At 63.6% G+C, this 21712-nt stretch carries 18 protein-coding genes and 3 pseudogenes; 3 read left to right on the top strand and 18 right to left on the bottom strand.

Going from position 1 to position 21712, the window contains the following annotated elements; genetic code table 11:
* The 12 genes from H7J73_RS01740 to H7J73_RS01685 all read right to left on the bottom strand — a co-directional run bounded on the left by H7J73_RS01740 (window position 1) and on the right by H7J73_RS01685 (window position 13429).
* Window positions 1–1338, bottom strand: a complete 1338-nt coding sequence (locus tag H7J73_RS01740; protein WP_264065509.1) for an APC family permease — start codon at window positions 1336–1338, stop codon at window positions 1–3.
* Between the two features lie 41 nt (window positions 1339–1379).
* Window positions 1380–2324, bottom strand: a complete 945-nt coding sequence (locus H7J73_RS01735; RefSeq protein ID WP_264065508.1) for a carbon-nitrogen hydrolase family protein — start codon at window positions 2322–2324, stop codon at window positions 1380–1382.
* A gap of 625 nt (window positions 2325–2949) precedes the next feature.
* The gene (locus H7J73_RS01730; protein WP_264065507.1) at window positions 2950–3906 is read right to left on the bottom strand and encodes an alpha/beta fold hydrolase; all 957 of its coding nucleotides are present in this window, start codon (window positions 3904–3906) and stop codon (window positions 2950–2952) included.
* The gene (locus tag H7J73_RS01725) at window positions 3903–5063 is read right to left on the bottom strand and encodes a glycoside hydrolase 5 family protein (protein ID WP_264065506.1); all 1161 of its coding nucleotides are present in this window, start codon (window positions 5061–5063) and stop codon (window positions 3903–3905) included. The genes H7J73_RS01730 and H7J73_RS01725 overlap by 4 nt, the downstream gene beginning before the upstream one ends.
* A gap of 173 nt (window positions 5064–5236) precedes the next feature.
* Entirely contained in the window at window positions 5237–6121 is an 885-nt protein-coding gene (locus H7J73_RS01720) for a sugar phosphate isomerase/epimerase family protein (protein ID WP_264065505.1), read from the bottom strand.
* The gene (locus H7J73_RS01715) at window positions 6118–7296 is read right to left on the bottom strand and encodes a Gfo/Idh/MocA family protein (protein WP_264065504.1); all 1179 of its coding nucleotides are present in this window, start codon (window positions 7294–7296) and stop codon (window positions 6118–6120) included. The genes H7J73_RS01720 and H7J73_RS01715 overlap by 4 nt, the downstream gene beginning before the upstream one ends.
* Window positions 7297–7372: 76 nt before the next feature.
* Window positions 7373–8254, bottom strand: a complete 882-nt coding sequence (locus tag H7J73_RS01710) for an alpha/beta fold hydrolase (protein ID WP_264065503.1) — start codon at window positions 8252–8254, stop codon at window positions 7373–7375.
* A gap of 131 nt (window positions 8255–8385) precedes the next feature.
* The gene (locus tag H7J73_RS01705) at window positions 8386–8949 is read right to left on the bottom strand and encodes an Lrp/AsnC family transcriptional regulator (protein WP_264065502.1); all 564 of its coding nucleotides are present in this window, start codon (window positions 8947–8949) and stop codon (window positions 8386–8388) included.
* A 58-nt stretch (window positions 8950–9007) separates the two neighbouring features.
* Window positions 9008–9781 (bottom strand): SDR family NAD(P)-dependent oxidoreductase, encoded by a 774-nt coding sequence (locus H7J73_RS01700; RefSeq protein ID WP_264065501.1) that lies wholly within the window; start codon window positions 9779–9781, stop codon window positions 9008–9010.
* A gap of 41 nt (window positions 9782–9822) precedes the next feature.
* Window positions 9823–11082 carry an aminotransferase class V-fold PLP-dependent enzyme gene (locus H7J73_RS01695; protein WP_264065500.1) on the bottom strand — a complete coding sequence of 420 codons (1260 nt, stop codon included), beginning with the start codon at window positions 11080–11082 and terminating at the stop codon, window positions 9823–9825.
* 8 nt (window positions 11083–11090) lie between these two features.
* A complete protein-coding gene (locus H7J73_RS01690) occupies window positions 11091–11984 on the bottom strand; it encodes a cyclase family protein (RefSeq protein WP_264065499.1) in 894 nt (297 codons plus the stop codon).
* On the bottom strand, window positions 11981–13429 hold the full coding sequence (locus H7J73_RS01685; protein WP_264065498.1) for an APC family permease: 1449 nt from the start codon (window positions 13427–13429) through the stop codon (window positions 11981–11983). The genes H7J73_RS01690 and H7J73_RS01685 overlap by 4 nt, the downstream gene beginning before the upstream one ends.
* Before the next feature lie 111 nt (window positions 13430–13540).
* On the opposite strand from H7J73_RS01685, the gene H7J73_RS01680 reads away from it, so the two are divergent.
* Together H7J73_RS01680 and H7J73_RS01675 are read left to right on the top strand one after the other, a co-directional pair.
* The gene (locus tag H7J73_RS01680; protein ID WP_264065497.1) at window positions 13541–14596 is read left to right on the top strand and encodes an aldo/keto reductase; all 1056 of its coding nucleotides are present in this window, start codon (window positions 13541–13543) and stop codon (window positions 14594–14596) included.
* Window positions 14593–15501 carry a DMT family transporter gene (locus H7J73_RS01675; RefSeq protein ID WP_264065496.1) on the top strand — a complete coding sequence of 303 codons (909 nt, stop codon included), beginning with the start codon at window positions 14593–14595 and terminating at the stop codon, window positions 15499–15501. Before H7J73_RS01680 ends, H7J73_RS01675 begins: the two co-directional genes overlap by 4 nt.
* 334 nt (window positions 15502–15835) lie before the next feature.
* Here the strand turns inward: H7J73_RS01675 and H7J73_RS33925 are convergent.
* Both H7J73_RS33925 and H7J73_RS33920 read right to left on the bottom strand, forming a co-directional pair.
* Window positions 15836–16126: pseudogene (locus tag H7J73_RS33925) on the bottom strand (integrase core domain-containing protein); the annotation flags it as partial.
* A 111-nt stretch (window positions 16127–16237) separates the two neighbouring features.
* Window positions 16238–16741, bottom strand: a pseudogene (locus tag H7J73_RS33920) (IS3 family transposase); the annotation flags it as partial.
* Window positions 16742–17025: 284 nt separating this feature from the next.
* Between H7J73_RS33920 and H7J73_RS01665 the strand changes: the two are divergent.
* Window positions 17026–18066, top strand: coding sequence for an IS110 family RNA-guided transposase (locus H7J73_RS01665; RefSeq protein WP_264065526.1), 1041 nt, complete (start codon window positions 17026–17028; stop codon window positions 18064–18066).
* Between the two features lie 20 nt (window positions 18067–18086).
* Here the strand turns inward: H7J73_RS01665 and H7J73_RS01660 are convergent.
* From H7J73_RS01660 to rpsR, 4 genes and pseudogenes are all read right to left on the bottom strand, one after another.
* Window positions 18087–18380, bottom strand: a pseudogene (locus tag H7J73_RS01660) (transposase); the annotation flags it as partial.
* Between the two features lie 236 nt (window positions 18381–18616).
* Window positions 18617–20422: a replicative DNA helicase gene (gene dnaB / locus H7J73_RS01655; protein WP_264065495.1), complete on the bottom strand. Its 1806-nt coding sequence runs from the start codon at window positions 20420–20422 to the stop codon at window positions 18617–18619.
* A gap of 493 nt (window positions 20423–20915) precedes the next feature.
* Window positions 20916–21374, bottom strand: coding sequence for a 50S ribosomal protein L9 (gene rplI, locus H7J73_RS01650; protein WP_264065494.1), 459 nt, complete (start codon window positions 21372–21374; stop codon window positions 20916–20918).
* Window positions 21375–21415: 41 nt separating this feature from the next.
* On the bottom strand, window positions 21416–21682 hold the full coding sequence (gene rpsR, locus H7J73_RS01645) for a 30S ribosomal protein S18 (RefSeq protein ID WP_264065493.1): 267 nt from the start codon (window positions 21680–21682) through the stop codon (window positions 21416–21418).
* Window positions 21683–21712: the final 30 nt, after the last annotated feature.

The following is a 21712-nucleotide window of genomic DNA, read 5'->3' as shown; positions in this document are numbered from 1 at the left end:
TCAGCCTGCTTCTGAGGTGATCTCCGGCGGCGGACGCGAGAAGCCGCGTGTGAGGACGACGAGGTACACCAGACCAGCGACCAGCCAGCCGGCCCCGAGCGTGACCGCGTGGGTGTCCAGGCTGAGCAGGAAGTAGACGGTGATGGCGATGGCGGCACCCGCGAGCAGGACACGCACCCAACGGGCGGGTCCACTCTCCTTGTCACGGAGAAGGAGCACCAGCACGCCCAGGTTCACCGCGGTGAACGCGGTGAACGCACCGAAGTTGATGAACGACGTCGATGTGGTCAGCGTCATCTGGGTGGCAAACAGTCCGACGGCACCAATCAGCGCGATGTTCAGAACCGGGGTGCCGAGTTTGGGATGGCGGTATCCGAAGAACCTCTTCGGCAGAACTCCGTCACGTCCCATAGTGAGCAGCAGTCGCGAGCCACCCGCCTGCGCGGCAATCGACGACGCGAACCCTCCGATCACGAGCGCCGCGACGATCGTCGCCGACAGAAGATTCCCACCGGCTTGGGCCGCAATGTCGAACGCCGCCGAATCGACGTCGTTGACGACGGTCAGCGGGAGAACCAGCTCGGCGGCGAAACTGACCACGGTGAAGATCAGTCCCATTGCCAGTGTCGCGATGACGATCGCGCGTGGGATCAATCGTCGCGGGTCCTTTGCCTCGCCGGTCAGGGTCGTGATCGCGTCGAAACCGAGGAACGAGTAGCAGGCGATCGCCGCGCCCGCGGCAACTCCCGCCAGTGAGCTGTCCATGTTCCAGAAGGGACTGAGAACCGACGCTCCGCCGTCGGTCGCAGCGGTTCTCAGGGACAGTGCGACGAAGCAGATCAGAACCAGGGCAACGAAACTCAGAAGCAGGAGGTTCGCCTTGTCCGCCACCCGAATGCCGAGCACATTGACGACCGAGACGATGAGCACCTGCGCCACGATCCAGACCCAGAACGGCACCGCCTCGAACTGTGCACTGAGAAACGAACCACTGATGAGGAAAATGACCATCGGCAGGAAGAAGTAGTCGAGGATCAAGACCCAGCCCGCCATGAACCCGGTGTGGGCCCCCAGCGTCTTCCGGACGTAACTGTAGGCGGAACCGGAGAGCGCGAACCTAGCCGACATAGTGGCGTAGCTGACCGCCGTCAGGAGCATCGCCACCGTGGCGAGCAGATAGCTTCCCGACGAGGTACCAGAACTGACTTCCGAGATGATTCCGAACGTGGCAAGCACGACCGCCGGAGCCATGTAGGCGATTCCGAACAACACCAGAGATGACAGTCCCAATTGGGATTTCGTTGGCTTCACCGCGGCTTGGCTACTGGTCAATGACATGATGCTCCTTTGCATCTGGGAATTCGAACAAGGCTGCTCGCTCAGGACTGGCGAGGTTGGATGCGCCCACCGCGGTACATCGGAAGGCTGGTGTTCGTGGTGTCGAGTTGGGACCAGACTCGGTTGAGGCCGGCCGTTCCATCGCGCTGCACCCGCGACGACTCCGAGAGATCGAGTACGTCGCTGAGGGTTTCCGTCGACGCGTCGACGCTGCGAACCCGCAGCCGCCCCTCGGCGTCGTGGGCGATGCTCTGCCCGCGTCCACCCGGTGCCGGGGCATTCACGGAAAGGACCGCAACCTGGTTCGCGATGGCCGTTGCCTGCAGGAGAATGAGCTCCTGCGCGCGATCTGAGGTCGTGGTGCGGGCGACATTGATGATGGCGTCCGCCCCCAACCAGGCCAGTTGTCGGCCGTGTTCGGGAAACCAGATGTCGTAGCAGATGGACAGCCCGACCGTTCCGTACTCGCCGAGACGAAACACCGTGAATTCGCTTCCGGGCGAGGTCCTTTCATATGGCTGCCAGGGGAACACCTTGCGATATGTCGCGACCCTGTGCCCTTCGGGTGAGTAGGCCGACACGGTATTGGCGACCGTGCCGTCTTCCGCGCGTTCGAACACACTGCCCGGGATCAGCCAGATCTGGTGCTCTCGTGCGAGCCGCGCGAGCGCTCGATCCCGCGGTCCGCCAGCGCTCTCGATGTACGGCTCGGCTTCAGGGAGCGGTGTGTTGGGGATTCCCCCACAGAGATGCATCTCGGGGAAGACGACAAGCCTCGCCGCGGGATAGTCCGCGCACAGCTGGCGCACCTCGTCCTGAAACGCCTCGAGGCTCGTGACGGGCGGGTGCTGCGCGAGGCAGTAGAAAAGCGGTCGAGTACTCAGCGCACTCCCCCTCTCAAAAGTTCTTTGAATAGTATTCAAAGAACTGCGTCTCCGCAAGGATTGGCGCGTGCCTGGCAGCGCTTGCGGCAAGGCACGCCGCACCTGCGCTCACCATCGACGCTTGTGAGCCTTCTTCCGGAAGCCTCTTCTCGGATTGGGAGGTGCTCGCCGGTTGAAAGAGCCGTGTGATGCCAGACCGCTGGGCGGCCCCTGCTGAGGGCAGCGCCCACGCCGTGCCCTCGGAGGCGACGGTGCGGCGCATCATAGGGTGCGGTGAACGCGACTCCGCCGCGCACGCGGAGCCGTTCGATGAGGTCCGTGACGTTCCAATAGCGCTATGGAGCGCCCTGCTGTCCGCCCCCCACATTAACGAAGACATAGTCGCAGTCGAGGTCGCCGTACTCCTCGACCAAGTCGTCGGTGTAGAGCCGGATCAAACTCGGCGGCACTGGTATTTCGCGCTGACCGCCCTTGACACGAGCACCGTTGCTGTTGCGGCGCTTTCGGATTTGGATCGCGGTGCCAGCGGCATCGATATCCTCGTGTCGGAGCCCGAGCGCTTCGCCGACTCGCATTCCGGTGCTGAGGTGAGTGACAAACGGACGCCACGATCCGCGGGAACCACCGGCCGGTTGTGGAAAGAAGAGGGTCTGCAGGCCCGGATCCACCATCCCCGCAAACGCGCCGGCGTCAGCTCGAGTACCTACACGTTCTGTTCGTACAAGCGTCAGGCTGTCGTAGGGTGGTTACGCCAGAACTGCAGGACGGCCTGTGAGAACTCGTGGGGGCATTCTTCGGTGATGTGGTGACCGACACCGTCGAACACTTCATTCGTGACGTCAGAGCAGATTGCGCGGACGGTGTGATAAAGATTGTCGGCGTCGGCGTATTCACCTCCGAGAGTAAGTATGGGCATAGACAGTTGGTGACTACCGCGGGCCTTCGCTTCATCCAACGCGTTAGGGCTGAACGCTTCTCGGTAGTAACTGAGGCCAGCGCGGACCGCGCCGGGGCGGGAGAAGACGCGGAGATATTCGTCAAAGGCGTCTGGTTCGATCGCCCAGGTGCGGGCGAGCTTCTGCGGGCCGAAGAACCAGGCCAGGAAGATCGCTTCGCGTCCGTGTATCAGTGCTTCGGGAAGACCCTCGACACGGTTGAAGTAGAAATGCCACTGCCGCGCGTTGAGTTGAGTGTCGGGGTAGCCCGGAGGTGGCGACGGCGACACGCCGGGAATGTAGGCGTCCGACAAGACTAGGCGCCGGACGTCGTCGGGATAAATGACCGCGTGGGTATGGGCAATCCAGCTGCCGATGTCATGACTGACGATGTCGACGCCCCCGACGCATGCCAGTCCCAGTTGTTCGAGGAAGCGATGTAGGTCGCGCGCGCCGGTCTCGAGGTCGTAACCAGTCGGCGGGATGTCGCTGTCGCCGAATCCGCGGGGATCGATCGCGTAGACGCGGCGCCCGGCGTTGATCAGCTGCGGCATGACAAAGCGCCATGTGTACCAACTCTGGGGCCAGCCGGGCAGTAAGACAACTGGGTCTCCTTGCCCGGCAACTACATAATGCAGGCGCACGTCGGTGTCGACGGGCACCAGCCCGTGCTGGATGTCGCCGACGACGTTGCGTGATCGGCTCCCGGGAGGCGGTGCCGAAGTCCGACTGGGCATACCGAGGGTCACCGCTTGCTCCTTCGTTGGTGAACGGAATGATTGAACTCTGCGAGGGGCTCGGTCAGGTCGGTGTGGGGCTCGTCGTAGGGATCTTTCAAACCCCATCCGCGGGCGGTGTTCTCCAGATAGGAGCACCAGTGCCACCCGATGAGCCAGGGTTCAGCCACGATGCTGTCGAACGCTTGTACGTAGTGGCGGCCGCGATCGGCGTGGTCGATCAGTCCGCAGTCTCGGTCGGGATTGAGCGGTGTGGGCGCGCAGTTGCCGATGTCGGCGACGATGACGGGCAGGTCGACCTCGGCGCTCCACCCGGCCAGGTCGTCGCGCATCGTGGCATAGCCGGCGGCGTCGTTGCCGGCGAAGTACTGCACCGACAGCACGTCGATGTATGGGGCGGCGGCGTGTAGGACTTCGGTGGGGATGCCCATGTTCCCGTTGTAGCGATCGCCCAGGATGAGGTGATTTGGGTCGTAGGCTCGAATGTGTCGGGTGATGGTGCTGTAGTACTGGTCGGCGGTCGTAGCGAGATCGTGCGAGGTTCCTTGCAGGACTGAGTCATCGAGTCCGGTGAAGTTGCCGCCGGAGGCGTGGGGTAACCACGAGGGGATGTCGGTGAGGAAGTAGCCGATGAGATGTGGGTCGTCAGCGACGCGGGAGCAGTATTCACGTGCCAGCCATGCGCAATGTTCGTCGAATTCGGAGGAGAACACGTCGGGCCAGCGCGGATTACCGTTCCATCCCTCGATCTCTGCAACGGTCAGTTGTTGCACGTAGGGCATGCCGGTGCGCTGCAGCTCATCGCTCGACCACTCCTTGCCGTGGCCGAGGTTCAGTGGTGTCACCCAGTCGATGTCGTGGTGATGTCGAGCGCTGACCCATTGGCGGGTCCAGCCGAGGGTGTTGAATCCCCACTGCCGCAGGTCGGTGGTGGCAGCATCGATCCAGCGTGCCCGCGAGCCGTATCTGCGTTGCCAGATCTCGAAGTTGTGCGGATACCTCAGGTCGGTGTCGTCGAGGTGGTTGAGACCCACTGAGATGAAGCCGAATCCGTCCGGCGTGATAAGCCACCAGCTGCCATCGATGCGTTCCGTGCGGAAGAAACCTGTTGGCGCCGAAACTATTTCAAGATAACCGCTGAAGCGTCCGACCGTGCCATCGTCGGTCATGGGTGTGACGTCCTCACTGTGGTAGGGATGGTGCGTATCGTGCGCGCGAGCTTGACTCGCCCCAGGTGGTGACGGCGTCGGCCGCGGAAGACGAACGTCGCGAGCACCGCGTCATCTACAGATAAGCAACCCGACGCGCCACGATGCGGGGCGAGAACCTGGGCGCCTCGCGGCTAGACGCGCAGTTCGTCGCGCAGAAACGCCAGCGCGTCGATGGCGAGTTGCTCCATGCTGGCCGCTACCGGCCGCCACAGTCCCCCGATGGGGGCAATCTCCGTTGTGGCGATGAAGGATTCGACGACGACGGTGCCGGCGTAATCGACGTCATCGAGCGCGCCCCAGAGACTCGGCCAGTCGATGTTGCCACTTCCTGGTGTGCCGCGGTCATTCTCGGACGCCTGGAAGGCGAACACGCGGTCACCAGCCAGGCGGATCGCTGCGCCGAGGTCCTTCTCCTCGATGTTCATGTGGAAGGTGTCCAAAACCAAGCCGATATTGGGGGCATCGACCAGCTCGATCAGCTCGAGCGCTTGCTCGACGGTGTTGATCAGGTGCGTCTCGAACCGATTGAGTGGTTCCATGGCGAGCTTGACGTCGCGTTCGCCGGCGTAGTCGGCGATTTCACGTAGGTTGCCGGCCGCGCGTTGCAGTTGCCGGTGACGCTCTTGGGGCGTCTGCAATAGTTTGACCGCGACGGCGGTGAACATGGGTCCTGCCACGTACGGGGAGTCGACCGCGGCGGCGAAGTCGACCACCGCCCGCAGGTAGTCCTTGGCGTCGCGTTGGACAGCGTGATCCTCGTGTGAGATGTCGCGGGCGGGGCCGAACGCGCCGGTCACCGCCACCGATAGGCCGGACTCTTCTGCTGCGCGTCGCGTCAACGCCGAGCTGAGGGTGTCTGGGTCGTCGACGCAGATCTCGAACTGGTCATAGCCCAACTCACGCACGTGCGCGAACTCGTGCAGTGAGGTGTCGGAGAAGGGTGTCGCGAGAATGTAGCTGCTGAGGCCCAGGGGGTAGCGGGTGTTGTTGGTTGTGGCATTGATCGAGGTTGTCATCGCAGGGCCACCCACTGGCCGGTTGCGCTTCCCTCTTCGATGGCGTCGATGACGCGTTCGACCTCATAACCCTCGCGGAAGTCTGGCCACACGGGGTGGTCGTCGACGATGGCCCGAATCAAGTCGTGGACTTCGAAGAACTTCAGGTCGTGGTTTCCGATGTTCGCCCCGTGTATAGGCCACAGGTTTCCGAAGTCGCCGTGGCCCGGTCCGATCTCGAGTGTGCGAAAACCTCGCTGCTGCAGTCCATCGGAGGCCAATGCCACATCGAGTTTGTAGATGTGTTGCTGATCGAAACGCACCGCGCCCTTGGTTCCGGTCAGTGTGAACGACAGGTCCCAGCCCCGGGGGATCGCGACGCGGCTGGCCTCGATGGTGCCGATGGCACCGTTGGCGAATCGCATCAAGGTCAGGCTGATGTCGTCGTTCTCGACGGAGCGTTTGGGGGCGGTGCCGTCCGCCTTCTCTCCATATCCGAAGGCGCCGTCGGTCAGGGGCCGTTCGGGGTGCACGATCGACGACGTGCTGGCAAGCATGTCGATGTCTCCGACGAGGTATCGCGCGATGGATATCACGTGGGCACCCAGGTCCCCGATCGCGCCCGCACCGGCCAGCTTGCGTTCTTGGCGCCAGGTGAACGGGGTCTCGGGATCGACCATCGCCGCGATCGAGTGAGCGCCGACGAAGGACACCGGGTCGCCGATCTCGCCGGCTTCGATCAGTTGTTTGGCCAAGGTGACGGCCGGGTTTCGGACAAAGCTGAATCCCACCAAGGTCTTGACTCCAGCCTGTTCGGCGGCTTCGACCATGTCGTGGGCACCAGTCGCGGTGAGCGCCAGCGGCTTCTCGCACCAGATGTGCTTTCCCGCCTTGGCTGCTGCGATGGCGATGGGCTGGTGTAGCCAGTTGGGTGTCACGATGTCGACGACGTCCACGTCGGGATCGTTGACGGCGTCCTCCCAGGACGTCGTGTACTTCTCGTAGCCGAACTGCATGGCGCCGTCACGGGCGAGGTCTTCGGTGGCGTCGCAGAGCACGACCAGCCGTGGGGTGACCGGGATGGAGCCGTAGACGGCGCCGACGTTGCGCCAGGCCATGGTGTGGGCCTTGGCCATCAGTCCGCTGCCGATGATGGCCACACCCAGCGTGCGGTCTTGTGTGGGGGTTGTTTGCATCACGTTCCTTCTAGAAGTGGGATTTCAGCGCACAAGGCCGCGCTGTTTTGTGTTGTCAGTGAATGGTTTCGGTGATTCAGCTCGTGAAGAAGTCGATGAGGATCCGTTCGAGTTCCCGGGGCCGCTCGAGGGCAAGGCTGTGGCCACAGTCGAGTTCGGCGTAGTCGACGTTGTCGGAGAAGTGCAGCATCTGCTGGCGAGCCTCCTCGGCGATGAAGTGCTCGGCGCCAATGGTGAGCACGGGCATGGGCAGACGTTCCTGTGCCCATCGTTTGGTCAGGTCGATGTTGGTCCACGTCGATCGGTAGACCTCGAAGATGGCCCGCAGCGCGCCCGGAGCCGAACTGGTCCTGGCCCATTCGTCGACGCAGTCTTGCGTTATGGCTGCTGGGTCGTAGGTTTCATTCTTCATCCACGTCGACCAGAACATCGCTTCGCGGCCCTGGATGAGGCTCTCTGGGATGTCGGGGACGTGAAAGAAGCTGACGTGCCACAGGAAGCGACCCTTGCGATGGTTCTCCACACTCAGGTGTGACCAATCTTCGAGTCCGAAGCCGGGCAGCAATGATTCGGCGAAGGACAGCTTGATGACGCGCTGAGGGTTCTTGGCGGCGATGGCCAGGGCGAAGCATGCCCCCCAGTCCTCGCCCGCGACGCCGAACTTATCAAAGCCGAGGTGGTCGACGAGTTCGGTGATGTCGTCGGCGATGGTGGACATATCGTAGCCGTTGTGCGGGCGGAATGAGTCGCCGAAGCCGCGGACGTCTGGGCAGATGACGGTGAAGTGTTCGCTGAGTTTCGGAATGATCCGGTGCCAGTAGTACCAGCTCTTCGGCACTCCGTGGATGAGGACCAGGGGCTCGCCGCTGCCGGCGGTGACGTAGTGGATGCGGGTGCCGTTGATGGACGCCCGGCCGTGGGTCACCGGTTGACCATCGTGGCTGAAGACTGGCTGCATCGTGGGGTTCCTCTCGGTTGAGTCGATGTGCATCGCGATCGCTGTCGCGCCGTCGCCGAATACACCTATTTGTTGTGATGTGTAGACATATGCGGTGCCCGCACGGGGGCGCCGCGCTTTCGGTGGGATGTTTACCCGGTCGCTTCGTCGCCTGGATTGCGTTGCTCGGCCAGGGCGGCCAGGATTCCCTGGGCGAAGTTCTTGGGGGGAGTTTCGGCGATGCTCATCATCGTCGTCATGCTGGTCATGCCCGGTATCGCCCACACCTTGTCCATGAGCACGGACCGAAAGTGGGTGTAATCCCTGGTACGCAGTTTCACGATGAGGTCCCACTGGCCAGTGATCAGTGACACGCTTTCGATCTCATCGATTTCCGCGAGCCTCTGCATGATCACCGGAACCTTTTCGCGCTCAACGGATTCCAGCGCGAGATGGACGGTCTGGGGGTAGCCGATCGCTGCCATGTCGATCTCGACGGTGTATCGGGTGATGACGCCGTTGCGTTCCAGGCGCGTCATGCGTTCTCCGACGGTGGGTGCTGAGATCCCGAGCTTGGCGGCCAATGCGCGTTGTGAGACGCGGGCATCGTCGACCAGCTCGCGCAGGATGGCCAGGTCGGTGTCGTCGAGCGGCAACGCCGTGATGTCCTTGGCGGCCACGTCGCGGATGGTGAGCGGGTCGGGCACCTCAGCCACGTCGGTCGCCTCCTTCACGCGTCGAGAACTGCGTCGCTGGCTGTCCGAGGTCGACATGTCAGTCTGGCACCGGCGTGGTCAGGTCGACCCCGTGCAGTGCATCATATCGGGCGATGTTAGCCAGTTGGCCACCGTTGACGTCGAGTTCGGCAGCTGTCATGAACGACGAGGCGTCGCTGGCCAAAAACAGCATGGTCGGTGCGAGTTCTTCGGGTGTGGCGCTGCGCCGCAGCGGGATCTCCAGGTCGGCTGGGTCGTCGGCGGCGGTCATGGCGGTCTGGATGAAGCCAGGCAGGACGGTGTTGACGCGAATGCCGTGGCCGCCGAGTTCGATTGCCGCGGAACGGGTCAGTCCGCGGATACCCCATTTTGAGGCGACGTAGGAGTACGAGTGGGCGGCGCCGCGTTGACCCATGACCGACGAGACGTTGATGATGGAGCCGCGTCGGAGGGCTTTCATGCCGGGGGCGACGTGCTTCATGCCGAGGAACACTCCGGTCAGGTTGATGTCGAGAACACGGTGCCAGTCGGCCAGCTCGTAGTCGGTAAGCGGGGCGTCGTGGACGACGCCAGCATTGTTGACCAGCACGGTGACGGTCCCGAAGGCTTGTTCTGTGGCCGCGATGGCCTCAGCCCAGTGCGGCTCCTGGCTCACGTCGAGGTGCAAATAGAGCGCCCGTTCGCCGAGTTCGCCGGCCAAGGCGGCGCCCTGCTCGTCGAGGACGTCGCCGAGAACGACGCGCGCCCCGGCGCCGATGAAGGCGCGTGCGTGCGCGGCGCCGCTGCCGGATGCGGCGCCAGTGACGAGTACGACGTCTTGTGAGAGATCCATAGGTCAGTCTCCGTTTCGTGGGTGGGAGTGTGCTGCTGGGGTCAGGGCTGCCGTCGGGCGAGGCGGATGGCGCGATCAAGCACGTTTAGGGCCCGGTCGATATCGTCGCGGTCGTGGTAAGGGGCGATGCCCGCGCGCAGCCATCCGCCGGCGTGGGCGACGCCGGTGCGTTCGGCAAGGGTGCGGGCATAGAAGTCGCCATGGGTGATGTAGACGCCTTCTTTGGCGCAGGCGAAGGCAACCGACTCGGGGCTCGCCGCAGTCACTGTGAACGCCACCGTCGATGTCTTGGGGATGCCGTGGGGGGCGCGGGCCAGGGTGACCCCGTCGATGGTTTGCAGACCGGCGACGAAGTGGTCGGTAAGCTCTTCTTCGCAGCGAGCGAAGTTGCCGATGGCCGAGGTGATTTGGTGTCGCAGGTCTGCCGAGGCGTCATCGGCGAAGGAGGCGACGAAGTCGATCGTGGCCGACAGACCAGCGACTGCCTCCATGTTCTGCGTACCGAGTTCGGCCTTGCCGTATCCGGTGTGCGGTGCTGGCGCGAGTTTGTGGAACCGGATGCGGTCGAGGGCGTCGTTTCTGATGACCATGGCCCCGATGTGTGGTCCGAAGATCTTGTACGCCGAGAAGAACATGATGTCGGCGCCGAGTTCGTCAACGTCGACGGGGATGTGGGACAGCCCATGCACGGCGTCGATGACCGAGATGGCTCCCACACTGCGGGCACGGTCCACGATGGGGACGATGTCGGATGCGGTTCCCACCGCATTGGAGGACAGCCCGACCGCAACCAGTGCGCAGTCCTCGTCGACGAGGACGTCGAGTTGGCTCAGATCAAGGCAGTGGCGGTGCGCGTCGACGGGCAGCCATCGCGTGGCCATGCCGGCGTCCTCGGCGCAGCTGAGCCACGGATCGATATTGGCGTGATGGTCGAGTTCGGACACGACGATGTGCTTGTTCGGGTTCACCCAGTCGCGGCGCATTGAGGAGGCGGCGTTGAACGCCAGCGAGGTCATGTTCTGTCCGAAGACGACTTGGTGGTCGGATGCGCCCAGCAGGGCGCACACCTTGCGTCGCGTCTGCAGGAGCATCTCCTCGGTGTCGAGGCTGGTGGGGAACACTCCTCCTCGATTGGCAGTGCCCTCGATGACGTAGCGGTTCATCGCCTCGAGTACAGCCTGGGGCATCTGAGTGCCTGAGGGGGCGTCGAGGAACAAGGGCGGGGTTGCCGCGGTGTCGACCAGGGCCGGGATCGCGTTCTTCATGCGGTGGGCCAGATTCCCGATGGTGGTCTCTGTCATGTGCTGTTCTACCTCACGAATAGTGGATTGACGGGCGAGGCGCTCGCCCGGCCGAGTTTGAGTGGGCTGGCCACGTAGAGCCCGTCCCACCGGCCGTCGTCTCGGCAGGCCTGGACAACCTCTGCGAGCCACAAGCCCTCGTGAAAACCAATGCCGTGGCCGTGTAGCAACAGGCCGTGCAAAGGGAAATGTCGCCCGGTGTAGGGCGATACGGGTAGCTCATTGGCGAACGTGTCGCTGCCGAGAGCGGCAATACCGGAGTCGACCATCCACGTCACCAGGGCCGGTTCGTCCGAGAGTCCTGGCTCGGCGGTGTCGGGCTCTGCCCCAAGGGCGCGGTCCTGCATGGATCCGGTGTGCAGGATCAACACGTCGCCGGGGCGGCTGAGCACACCCTGCTTGTCCAGGGCGGCGGTCACCTCCTCGAAGCGGATCAGCTGTCCTGCGGGAATTGCGGCCAGGCCGTGTAGTCCGGCGATGTCGGCAATGACGGCGCGGCCGAAGATGCCGGTCTGCGCGACGGGTTCGATGCTGCCCCAATCCAATCCGTGCGCGGCCTCACTGGCCGGGTGGCCGGCCCATAACGTGCCGTCGACGATGATGTGACCCAGCGCGTCGATATGTGTCGAGCCGTGCGTGGGGATGGTGACGATGTCGTCGACGTAGGCATCCTCGCCGTCACGCAACACTTTTCGGCCCGATACGAAATCCGACCAATCGCATGTGGTGTGCAAGGCGGCGGGCTCACGTCGCGGATTGCAGATGGCGTTGGGCGGCAGAACCGGCAGACCGAGGGTGAAGACCTCGCCATCACGCACGCCGTGCGCCGCTGCGATCCGGACGGCCGCGTCGACTCGGTTCAAAGCACCTATCTGTGGTGACGGTTCACGGTTTGTCGTCATGGGGTGGTGCTCATGTCCTCGACGGTCATGGGGACTTCCGGCTCGGCGAGGTCGTGTCCGCGTGCTCGCAGGAGCCAGCCGGCGGTGGCGGCGGCCAGCAGAGTGAGGCCCAGCGCTACTGGCTGCAGGTTGTAGGGGAACGGTGGTTGTGGCACGACCGACGAATACAGCGCGCCGCACAGCAGGACCAGGGCGAACACCGCCAACGTGATGCCGAGCACGCGGGTGCGTGCAGCCGATCCCGAGGCGCGCACCTGCACACGGATCCACCCAATGGCCATGAGCCCGTAGACGACCAGGAAGGCCAGGGTCGTGGCGCCGGCCACGAACCCGATCAGCACCTGGCTGCCCGCGGTCAGACCCAACGCCACGGCCACGAACAGAGCGACACCCGCGGCGGCGCCGATCCCGACATAGGGGGTGCGAAAGCGGTGGTGCAGCCGTGCCAGTTGGCGCGGCGCATGCCCGTGGCTGCCGATCTCGAACAGCGTGCGTGAGGTCAAGGTGACCAGGCCCAGTGCCGAGGACATCGCGCTGATGACAACGAGCGCGTCGGCGATCTGCGCGAGCACATTGCCGGCGTACATCGAGACGATGGTGTCGACGGGAGAGGCGTCCGAGGCCCACTGGTCGGCGTTGTCGAGCCCATAGCCGATCGCGAAAGAGTAGGTCACAACGATGTAGAACGCGGCTGCCGCAGCCAAGGAGACGATAATGGCGCGGGGGACGACGTGCTTGTTCTTGACCTCGCGGCCAAGCGCTGCGGCGGCTTCGAAGCCCGCGAAACCTGCGAAGCCGTAGATCATTCCGAAGAACACACCCGACCAGCCCGTCGCCGATAGCGACACGTCGACGAAGGGGCGTATCGAGTTGCCGTTGGCTCCGCCGCGAGCGATGACGAACACCGCCACGGCGAGCAGAAACGCCATCGAGGCCAGTTCGATGACGACCAGCCACCCCAGCGACAGACGAACTCCCAACAGGTTCATGGCGATCGCGACAGCCAGGAACACCAAGAAGAACGCGAACCACGGGATCTGCATGTCGTAGTGGGCGAACATGGCCTCAGCAGAGACGCTGGCGACCGTGAGCACCGACGCCGTGCCGCACAGCCACGCGATGACGTAGGTCCATCCGGCGACGAAACCGGCCAAGCGGCCCAAGGCGGCGCCGACATAAGTATAGGCAACGCCGCTGGCGCCCGCGTGATGACGCGCGAACTTGACCACTACGTAGGCAAGAGCGAAAGCGCCAAGAGCGCCGAGGCAATACGACATCGGTACCGCGCCGCCGGCTCCCTTCGCGGCGAAACCAGTGGCGAAGGCCATCGTGAAGAACGGGCCCAATCCCGCCAAACTCAGCGAGACCGCACCTATCGTGCCGACCGTTTTGTCGGCCTCACCGTGCGACGCCGACACATCCAGTGCGGCTGCTCCATCTGACATACGTTACTGACCTCCAGGTGAAAGACTGTGTTCCAGAACACTAACACTTTGATGAAGTAAGATCTATAACTATCTTACGTTCGTAAGAAATATAATCTCTGGAGGTTACATATGAAGTACCGCCAACTAGGCGCTTCCGGCCTGCGGGTCTCCACCCTGGCGCTGGGCACGATGGGATTCGGTGCAACGGGATGGGCCACAGTCGTGGGAAACATCGACATCGACGACGCCCGCCGGCAGATCGGCATGGCCCGCGACGCTGGCGTCAATCTCGTTGACACCGCGGATATGTACTCCTCCGGTGCCAGCGAGGAGGTGCTCGGACACGCCCTTGGAGATGCGCGCAAGGACATGCTCATCGCCACCAAGGTGCGCCTGCCCATGGGCGAGGGTCCCAACGACGCGGGACTCTCGCGGTACCACGTCATCCGCTCGGTCGAAGCGAGCCTGCGCCGACTGCGCACCGACCATATCGACCTCTACCAAGCACACGGCTGGGACGGTCACACCCCCCTGGAGGAAACCCTCGGCGCCTTCGACGATCTGGTGCGGTCCGGCAAGGTGCGCTACATCGGTGTCTCCAACTACACCGGATGGCAGCTGATGAAGGCCTGCCGGCTCGCCGGCGAACGCCGGCTCGCACCCATCGTCAGCCAACAGATCTACTACTCGGTGCACGATCGAGACGCCGAAGTCGACCTACTGCCCGCCGCCTGCGACCAAGGGGTGGGCACACTGATCTGGAGTCCACTGGCCGGTGGACTTCTCACTGGCAAGTACCGACGAGACCACGAAACACCGGCAGGGAGTCGGTTCCTCGGCGACTGGGATCAGCCGCCGGTGAAGGATCAGGAGCGCTTCTACGACATCATCGAAGTGCTCGTCGAGGTCGCGCAACGCCACGATCGTCCCCCGGCCCAGATCGCTCTGGCCTACGCGATCGCCAAGCCTGCGGTCACATCACTGATCGTCGGTGCGCGCTCGACCCAGCAGCTCGAACAAACGCTGGCGGCCACCGACGTGCAACTCAGCGCAGACGATCTCGCCGCACTCGATGCCGTCAGCGCCTACCACCTGCCGTATCCGCACTGGCACCAAGCCATGCACAACACGGACCGGCTCAGCCCCGCCGATCTGACGCTGCTCGAAAGTCACTTCGGGGGGTGAAAGGACCGAAAGCCGAAGCTGGCGTCGTGCTGGCCATCACCGCCGCCGCCAGTTTCGGGATTTCCGGGCCGCTGCTCAAACCCATGATCGACGCCGGCTGGAGCCCGTCGGCACTCGTCATCGTCCGATCCCTGATCTCGGCACTCGTGCTGCTGGTGCCGGGCCTGTATGCAGCGCGTGGACGCTGGTCGCAGACCTGGCACGCCCGGTATGACATCGCCATGGTCGGACTCATCGGGGTCGCCGCTTCACAGCTGGCGTTCGCGCAATCACTGAAAACGCTGCCGGTCGGCACAGCGATCTTGATTCAGTACAGCGCACCAGTGGTCATCGTGCTCTACCGCTGGATCGCCGGCCGAGCCGCGCCCAGCGCCAGCACGATGGTGGCGTCGTGCCTGACCTTGTGCGGCCTCTTCGCGGTGGCCTCACCCAACATCGACAACCGTCTCGACCTGATCGGTGTCCTGTGGGCCACAGCGGCGATGGTGACCGTCGCGCTCTACTACGTCACCGCCTCGCGGGTACCGCACACCGTTCCGGCAATCTCGGCCGTGGTGGGTAGCCAAATCATCGGTGCCGCTGCACTTCTCATGTTGGGATTTGCTGGCATCATTGACACGACCATTACCACCACTTCACCCGTACTTCAGGGACAACACATACCGTGGTGGCTACCAATCACCACCGTGGGCGTCATCGCCACCGCGCTGGGCTTTTGGGCGAGTATCGCAGCGAGCCGCGTGCTCGGTTCCCAAAAGGCCGCCTTCTTCGGCACACTCGAGGTGGCGGTCGCCGTCACAGTGGCGTGGCTCGCCCTAGCCGAGACGCCTACCGCCGCACAGATTATCGGCGGCGTGTTCATCACAGCCGGCGTGGCAACCATGCGCACACGATATGAACGGTGACACGGTGCGCATTGCACCAGCGATCGATTTGTCATGAGTTTCTGGTTGCTCGAGATCTCGTTCGAAGCCGTCCACGCCGCTCGAAATCACCGTCTTCGACGTTGAATTCCAACAGCTGCGAAGCCGAGAGACAGTGCAATCGACAGCCACGCAAACCACTGCCCGAACGTCCCGAAAGGCGTCCGTGAACCGTTGGTGGGGACATCGAAGATGACCGCTGGATCGCCCACGGTGGACCAGTTTTGGTAGGCGAGGCTGCGGCCCTGATAGTCGAATCCCCCGTTGATGCCGAACGGGACTGCCCCGCGTTCAGTTGACTCGCGGGGTGTGAATTTCAGGCCGCGGTTGCGACTGATGGGTGGAGCAATTCGAACTCTATCGGGGTGAGTCTGCCGAGGGCGCGTTGCCGGCGGCGTCGGTGGTAGGTCCGCTCGATCCAGGCCACGATCGCCAGGCGTAGTTCGACCCGGGTGGACCAGCGCCGCCGATCGAGCACGTTGCGTTGCAGCAGGGCAAAGAACGACTCCATCGCGGCGTTGTCTCCGCACGCGCCGACACGGCCCATCGATCCGTGTAACCCGTTGTGCGACAGCGCGTGAACAAACTTTCGCGACCTGACTTGACTGGGTTCAATCGGTCGAAGCAACACCCTGAAATTTTGGAGGGTGTTCGATGGTTCGTCGGCAGCAAGCAGCAGATCGCGCTATTCGTCGCGCGATGAGGTCGCCGGGGGCGCCGCGAGTGAGGACTTCATCCGCGAGTCGATCGAGTAGCCCACAATCCGGTTGGAGTACACGTCTTTGATGGCGCACAGGTAGAGCTTGCCTTCATCGGTCCGGCGCTCGGTGATATCGGCAAGCCAGACCTGATTGCCGGCCTGGGCGCCGAACTGACGCTGCACGAGGTCGTCGTGCACCGGTGGCCCGGATCGACGATTCAGTCCTCGCTTCTTGGCGAAGATCGACCAGATGCGCTCCTGGGAACACAGCCGCGCGACACGATTCTCCCCAGCAGTGATCCCGCGCCCGGGAAGTTCGTCGGCGATGAATCGGTAGCCGAAGACGGGGTCATCGGCATGGATGTCGCGGGCGGCGTTGATCAGGTGCGCATCGTCCCAATCACGCTGCGACAGAGGTGCTTTGCGCCATTTGCAGAACGCCTGGGTGGAGAATCCCAGAACCCGGCAGGTCACCGTGACGGGCACGCCGTCAGCGGCAAGGTCGAGGACCAGCGGGTACATCTGTAATAGTGGCGGCTGGCCCGAGGCTGGCTGGCAGTGTTGACGCTTGGCTCGGCTCGTGTGACTCCGGGTATATCCGACCCGCGCAGTGCGGTGTCTTCAAAATGACCTGTCCGCGAGAGGAGCCGGCGTCGACACTGTCCGCACAGATGGCTTAATCAGAAGCTTGTCCGCCGCCACCAGTGGTGGTGTGACTCATTACAGATGTGTCTCTGCGCGAACAACATTCATCGGCGCCATCCAGAAAGGCAATAGCCAACAGAGTAGGAGAACTTTCAACGGCAATCATCGCGGACACCTACGACCACATTGTCGGAGTGGACACCCACGCGCGAACACACACCTATTGCGTGCTGCGCGCCAAGACGGGAGCCGTGATCGACACGGCGACCTTCCCTGCGTCAGCGGCGGGAATCAACCGGGCGTTGACCTGGGTCGCGCGCCGCGCTTCGGGCACCGTCTTCGCCGCCGTCGAAGGCACATCCTCCTACGGCGCGACCCTTGCCGCGGCGCTGGCAGCCCGAGGCATACCCATCGGCGAAGTGCGCCCACAACCGCGCTCCGCACATGCCTACGCCGGGAAATCCGATCCCCTCGACGCCGAGACCGCCGCCCGCTGGGTGCTGGGCAAGGAATGCTCGCGAGTGCCCCAACCACGCGACGCCGGCGACCGCGCGGCCCTGCGTGTGCTCTTGAGTGCACGCTCACTCATCGACCACCAACGCACCGCTAACCGCAACGCGCTGACCGCGCTGCTCCGTACGGTCGACCTCGGCATCGACGCCCGCTCACCCCTAACTGACAAGCAGATCGTGGTCATAGCAGCATGGCGAAACATGATCTGCGCCAACGTAGTCCACCTCACCGCCCGCGTCGAAGCGAAACGGCTGGCGATCGCCGTCGTCGAGCAGACCCGCCAACTCCGAGACAATCACGCCCAGCTCGCCGAACTCGCGGAGCGCCTGGCTCCAGGCCTCCAAAAGGCGCGCGGGGTCGGACCCGTCACCGCCGCTATTCTGATTTGCGCCTACTCCCACCACGGACGGGTCCGTTCAGAAGCCGCATTCGCCGCCCTCGGTGGCATCGCGCCACTGCCCGCATCATCAGGGAACACCACACGACACCGCCTCAGTCGATCCGGCGACCGACAACTCAACCGCGCCATCGACATCATCGTCCGAACCCGCATGAGCTTCGACCCAGCGACGCGGGACTACCTACGTCGAGGACTGGCCACCGGCAAAACCAACCGAGAGATCAGGCGCAACCTCAAGCGCTACGTCTGCCGCTCAATGTTCCGGCAACTCCAGGCCACCATGGGTTGACACCCCCCATAGAAGCGTCATTTTGGGTTGGCGTCCCGGGACAGGTAGCCAACCGCGCGGCGCATCACTTCAGCCTCCTGCTCGAGGAGTTTGATCCGCTTGTGCGCTTCGCGCAGCTGCGCCGACACATCCCCAGAAGCCGCCGCAGACACGGGCCGCCCGACACCGTCCTCCCGGTCGGCCATCTTGAGCCAGCGATGCAGACAGGCCTCCGAAATCCCGAAGTCCTTCGCTATCTGGCGCAACGGCGCCTCACCCCGGCGGGCCACAGCGATGACATCTGCTCGGAACTCGGCAGGAAACGGCCTCGGCACGAGATTGATCCTTCCAGCAAGGACGAATCCTCACAGGCCAGGAGTCAACCAAACTGGGGGCAGTCCCCGCCGCGAATTCGTGTCACCCCGTCGTGCCTCAGTCGAAGATTTCTACGGGCGTCTGCTAGCGCACCTGCGGCACCTGAAAAATCTCACTTCCATGTCCAATTGGACATTAGGTGGACATTTCACTTGAGAATTCGACATTAAACTTGAGAAGCCACGCAATAGTCCGCCTAGTGCGCCATGTCCACAAACTTCGACAGGTGCAACTGGTGGGCAACCGTGATCGTCTTCGTCGGTCCCGCACGGTGTTTGGCGACGATGAGGTCGGCCTCACCACCGCGTGGGTCGTCTCGCTCGAAGGCGTCCGGCCGGTGTAGGAGCACCACCATGTCCGCATCCTGCTCGATAGATCCCGACTCGCGAAGGTCAGAAAGCATCGGCTTCTTGTCGGTGCGCTGTTCCGGACCGCGATTCAGCTGACTCATCGCGACCACCGGAACTTCCAGCTCCTTCGCCAAAAGCTTGATTTGCCTGGAGAATTCGGAGACCTCCTGCTGGCGGGACTCCACCTTTTTACCGGAGGTCATCAGCTGCAGATAGTCGAGCACGATGAGCCGCAGCCCCACCTTTTGGTGCAGCCGACGGGCTTTGGCGCGGATCTCCATCATCGTCAGGTTCGGCGAATCGTCGATGAACAGCGGCGCCTCGCTGATCTCACTCATCCGTCGGGCCAAGCGCGTCCAGTCGTCGTCGCTCATCCGGCCCGACCGCATATCGGCCAGCTTGATCTTGGCCTCGGCCGAGAGCAGTCGCATGACGATCTCGGACTTGCTCATTTCTAATGAGAACACGATGCTCGGCATGCGGTTCTTGATCGAGCAGGAGCGCAGGAAGTCCAATCCGAGGGTCGAGTTGTGGGTCGGCACCATCCCCTCACCGGCGAGGTAAAGATGCGACTCGTTGTCGACCTGCACGCAACGCACCGGCACGCTCTCTATCGCCCGCACCCACGCCACATTCACACCCAACGCCAACAGGGCCGTCGTACCCCCGACCCGGGAAGGCAGCGTCGCCGGAATCAGCCGATCTGCACCACAACGCAATTCGGCGGTCGTTCGGATACCGCTCTCAGTCGGCCACTGATGGTCTGCATCGGCGATGATCACTGTTCCGTCGGAGAACTCGACTTCGTAGCACGGCCGGCCGAACATCACCTCCGTCGCAGCGACAACCCGTGTGGGCAGGCCATCAGCGCCGAGCAACTCGTCACCCACCGCGATCTCACCCATCGTGGTCCAGCCCGTCGGTGTCGGCAGTGGCGTGTCCAACGCCAGCGCCTTGCCCATACCGGGCCTGGCCGCGACGACGATCATCTGGCCGGGATGCAGTCCGTTGGTCAGCTCATCGAGCTCGGTGAAACCGGTCGGCACGCCGCTGGCCACGCCGCCGTTGGAGGCGATGGCGTCGATCTCATCCATCGTCGGCTGCAGCAGGTGCTCCAGGATGACGAAGTCCTCGGACGTCCGGCGCTCGACAACGTCGTACATCTCGGCCTGCGCACGGTCGACGACCTCGGCGACGTCAGCGCCTTCGGCACCGGCGTAGCCGTACTGCACCACCCGCGTACCGGCCTCCACGAGGCGCCGCAGCAGCGACTTCTCGGCCACGATGCCCGCGTAATAGCCGGCGTTGGCCGCGGTCGGCACCGTCGAGATCAGGGTGTGCAGATAGGGCGCGCCACCGACCCTGCGGAGCAGGCCGCGACGGTCGAGCTCCGCGGCGACGGTGACGGCATCAGCAGGCTCCCCACGCCCGTAGAGGTCGAGGATGGCGTCGTAGACGTTCTGATGGGCTGGTCGGTAGAAGTCACCCGGACGCAGGCGTTCCAGGACGTCGGCGATGGCGTCCTTGCTCAGCAGCATCCCGCCCAGGACGGACTGTTCTGCGGCCATGTCTTGCGGCGGTTGGCGCCCGAAATCCTCGCTGGGCGGCGGCGTATCCGTACCGGGCTGCCCAAGATCATCGACTACGGCCATACAGCGCCAGCACTCCCCTCACTCCGTCGAACGTATATTCGACGTTCGTGCTTTGACTCTTACCGCAGGCCTCCGACAAAAAGACCCGCAAGTCCCGGGCCTGACCCCGCGCCGCAATGACGCCCGCATGACGCTAGACGTTGCTGGCGGCGGCGCAACCCGCCCTTGTGCATAGCGTTGTGGATGGCGTGTGCATAGGTCCGCTCAGCCATGTTGAGGGGGTGGGGAGAACCTGTGGACAACTATCTGATTTTGGAGCATCTACGCAGATAAACGCACCGTAGACCCCGGAGGCGTCTGTGGATGGGAAAGTCGTCGGCGTGTCGAGCCGGGTTGCCATGTCGGGCGTGTTGTATTGCGTCTACTTATGCGCCAGGTTAACGAAGGGTTAGGTTCGCTGGAATGTCCACAGCCGGCGCAGTTCGCCAGAGGACACAGCAAAACCCCGGTGGATGCCCGAGAAGGCTTCCACCGGGGTAATTGACGCTACGAGTTATTTCTCGGCGACGACGTCCAGCGAGACGGTGGCATCCACACCGGAGTGCAGATTCACCGTGACGGAGTGGGCACCGACGGCCTTGATGTGCGCCTTGGGCAGGTGCACGGTGCGCTTGTCGAGGTTGGGTCCGCCGGCCTTTTTGATGGCCGCGACGATGTCGCCGGCGGTCACCGAACCGAACAGCTTGCCACTGTCGCCTGCAGTCCGGACGGTCAGCGTGACCGGTCCCAGGCCGTCGATGGCGGCCTTGATCTCCTGCGCGTGTTCGACGTCGCGGACGGTCTTGATCTCCCGGGCCCTGGAGATCTCGTCGGCCTGGCGCTGCGCGCCCCGGCTGGCCACGATGGCCAGGCCACGCGGCAGCAGGTAGTTACGTCCGTAGCCGTCCTTGACTTCTACGGTCTCGCCGGGCGCACCCAGATGCTCCACCTCGGCGGTCAGAATGAGTTTCATCGGTAGATCTTTCTACGTTGTGTTGAGCCGGGACCGAGGTCTTAGCGGGTCGCCGACCCGAAGGGCAGCAAAGCCACCTCGCGGGCATTCTTGACCGCGATCGCGATATCGCGCTGGTGCTGCACGCAGTTGCCGGTCACGCGGCGGGCACGGATCTTGCCGCGTTCGCTGATATACGTGCGCAGCAGACCGGTGTCCTTGTAATCGATGTTCTGGTTCTTGCCCTTCTTGGAGCAGAAGACACACTTGCGTGTCTTGATCGGCTTCTCGGGGGCGGGACGCCTCTTCGTGGAGGAGGACTTGGCCATGTGTCTATCTCTTTCTCAATGCAACGGTGG

This window comes from Mycolicibacterium komossense (assembly GCF_025822605.1).
Lineage (GTDB): Bacteria > Actinomycetota > Actinomycetes > Mycobacteriales > Mycobacteriaceae > Mycobacterium > Mycobacterium komossense.
This window is presented reverse-complemented; position numbering and strand designations above follow the sequence as displayed.

Bases quoted from the DNA above. Each gene is read 5' to 3' on its own strand.
- H7J73_RS01700 (WP_264065501.1), bottom strand. From the start codon at position 9,781: ATGGATCTCTCACAAGACGTCGTACTCGTCACTGGCGCCGCATCCGGC.
- H7J73_RS01680 (WP_264065497.1), top strand. From the start codon at position 13,541: ATGAAGTACCGCCAACTAGGCGCTTCCGGCCTGCGGGTCTCCACCCTG.
- H7J73_RS01690 (WP_264065499.1), bottom strand. From the start codon at position 11,984: ATGACGACAAACCGTGAACCGTCACCACAGATAGGTGCTTTGAACCGA.
- H7J73_RS01740 (WP_264065509.1), bottom strand. From the start codon at position 1,338: ATGTCATTGACCAGTAGCCAAGCCGCGGTGAAGCCAACGAAATCCCAA.
- H7J73_RS01725 (WP_264065506.1), bottom strand. From the start codon at position 5,063: ATGACCGACGATGGCACGGTCGGACGCTTCAGCGGTTATCTTGAAATA.
- H7J73_RS01710 (WP_264065503.1), bottom strand. From the start codon at position 8,254: ATGCAGCCAGTCTTCAGCCACGATGGTCAACCGGTGACCCACGGCCGG.
- H7J73_RS01720 (WP_264065505.1), bottom strand. From the start codon at position 6,121: ATGACAACCTCGATCAATGCCACAACCAACAACACCCGCTACCCCCTG.
- rpsR (WP_264065493.1), bottom strand. From the start codon at position 21,682: ATGGCCAAGTCCTCCTCCACGAAGAGGCGTCCCGCCCCCGAGAAGCCG.
- H7J73_RS01685 (WP_264065498.1), bottom strand. From the start codon at position 13,429: ATGTCAGATGGAGCAGCCGCACTGGATGTGTCGGCGTCGCACGGTGAG.
- dnaB (WP_264065495.1), bottom strand. From the start codon at position 20,422: ATGGCCGTAGTCGATGATCTTGGGCAGCCCGGTACGGATACGCCGCCG.
- rplI (WP_264065494.1), bottom strand. From the start codon at position 21,374: ATGAAACTCATTCTGACCGCCGAGGTGGAGCATCTGGGTGCGCCCGGC.
- H7J73_RS01715 (WP_264065504.1), bottom strand. From the start codon at position 7,296: ATGCAAACAACCCCCACACAAGACCGCACGCTGGGTGTGGCCATCATC.
- H7J73_RS01695 (WP_264065500.1), bottom strand. From the start codon at position 11,082: ATGACAGAGACCACCATCGGGAATCTGGCCCACCGCATGAAGAACGCG.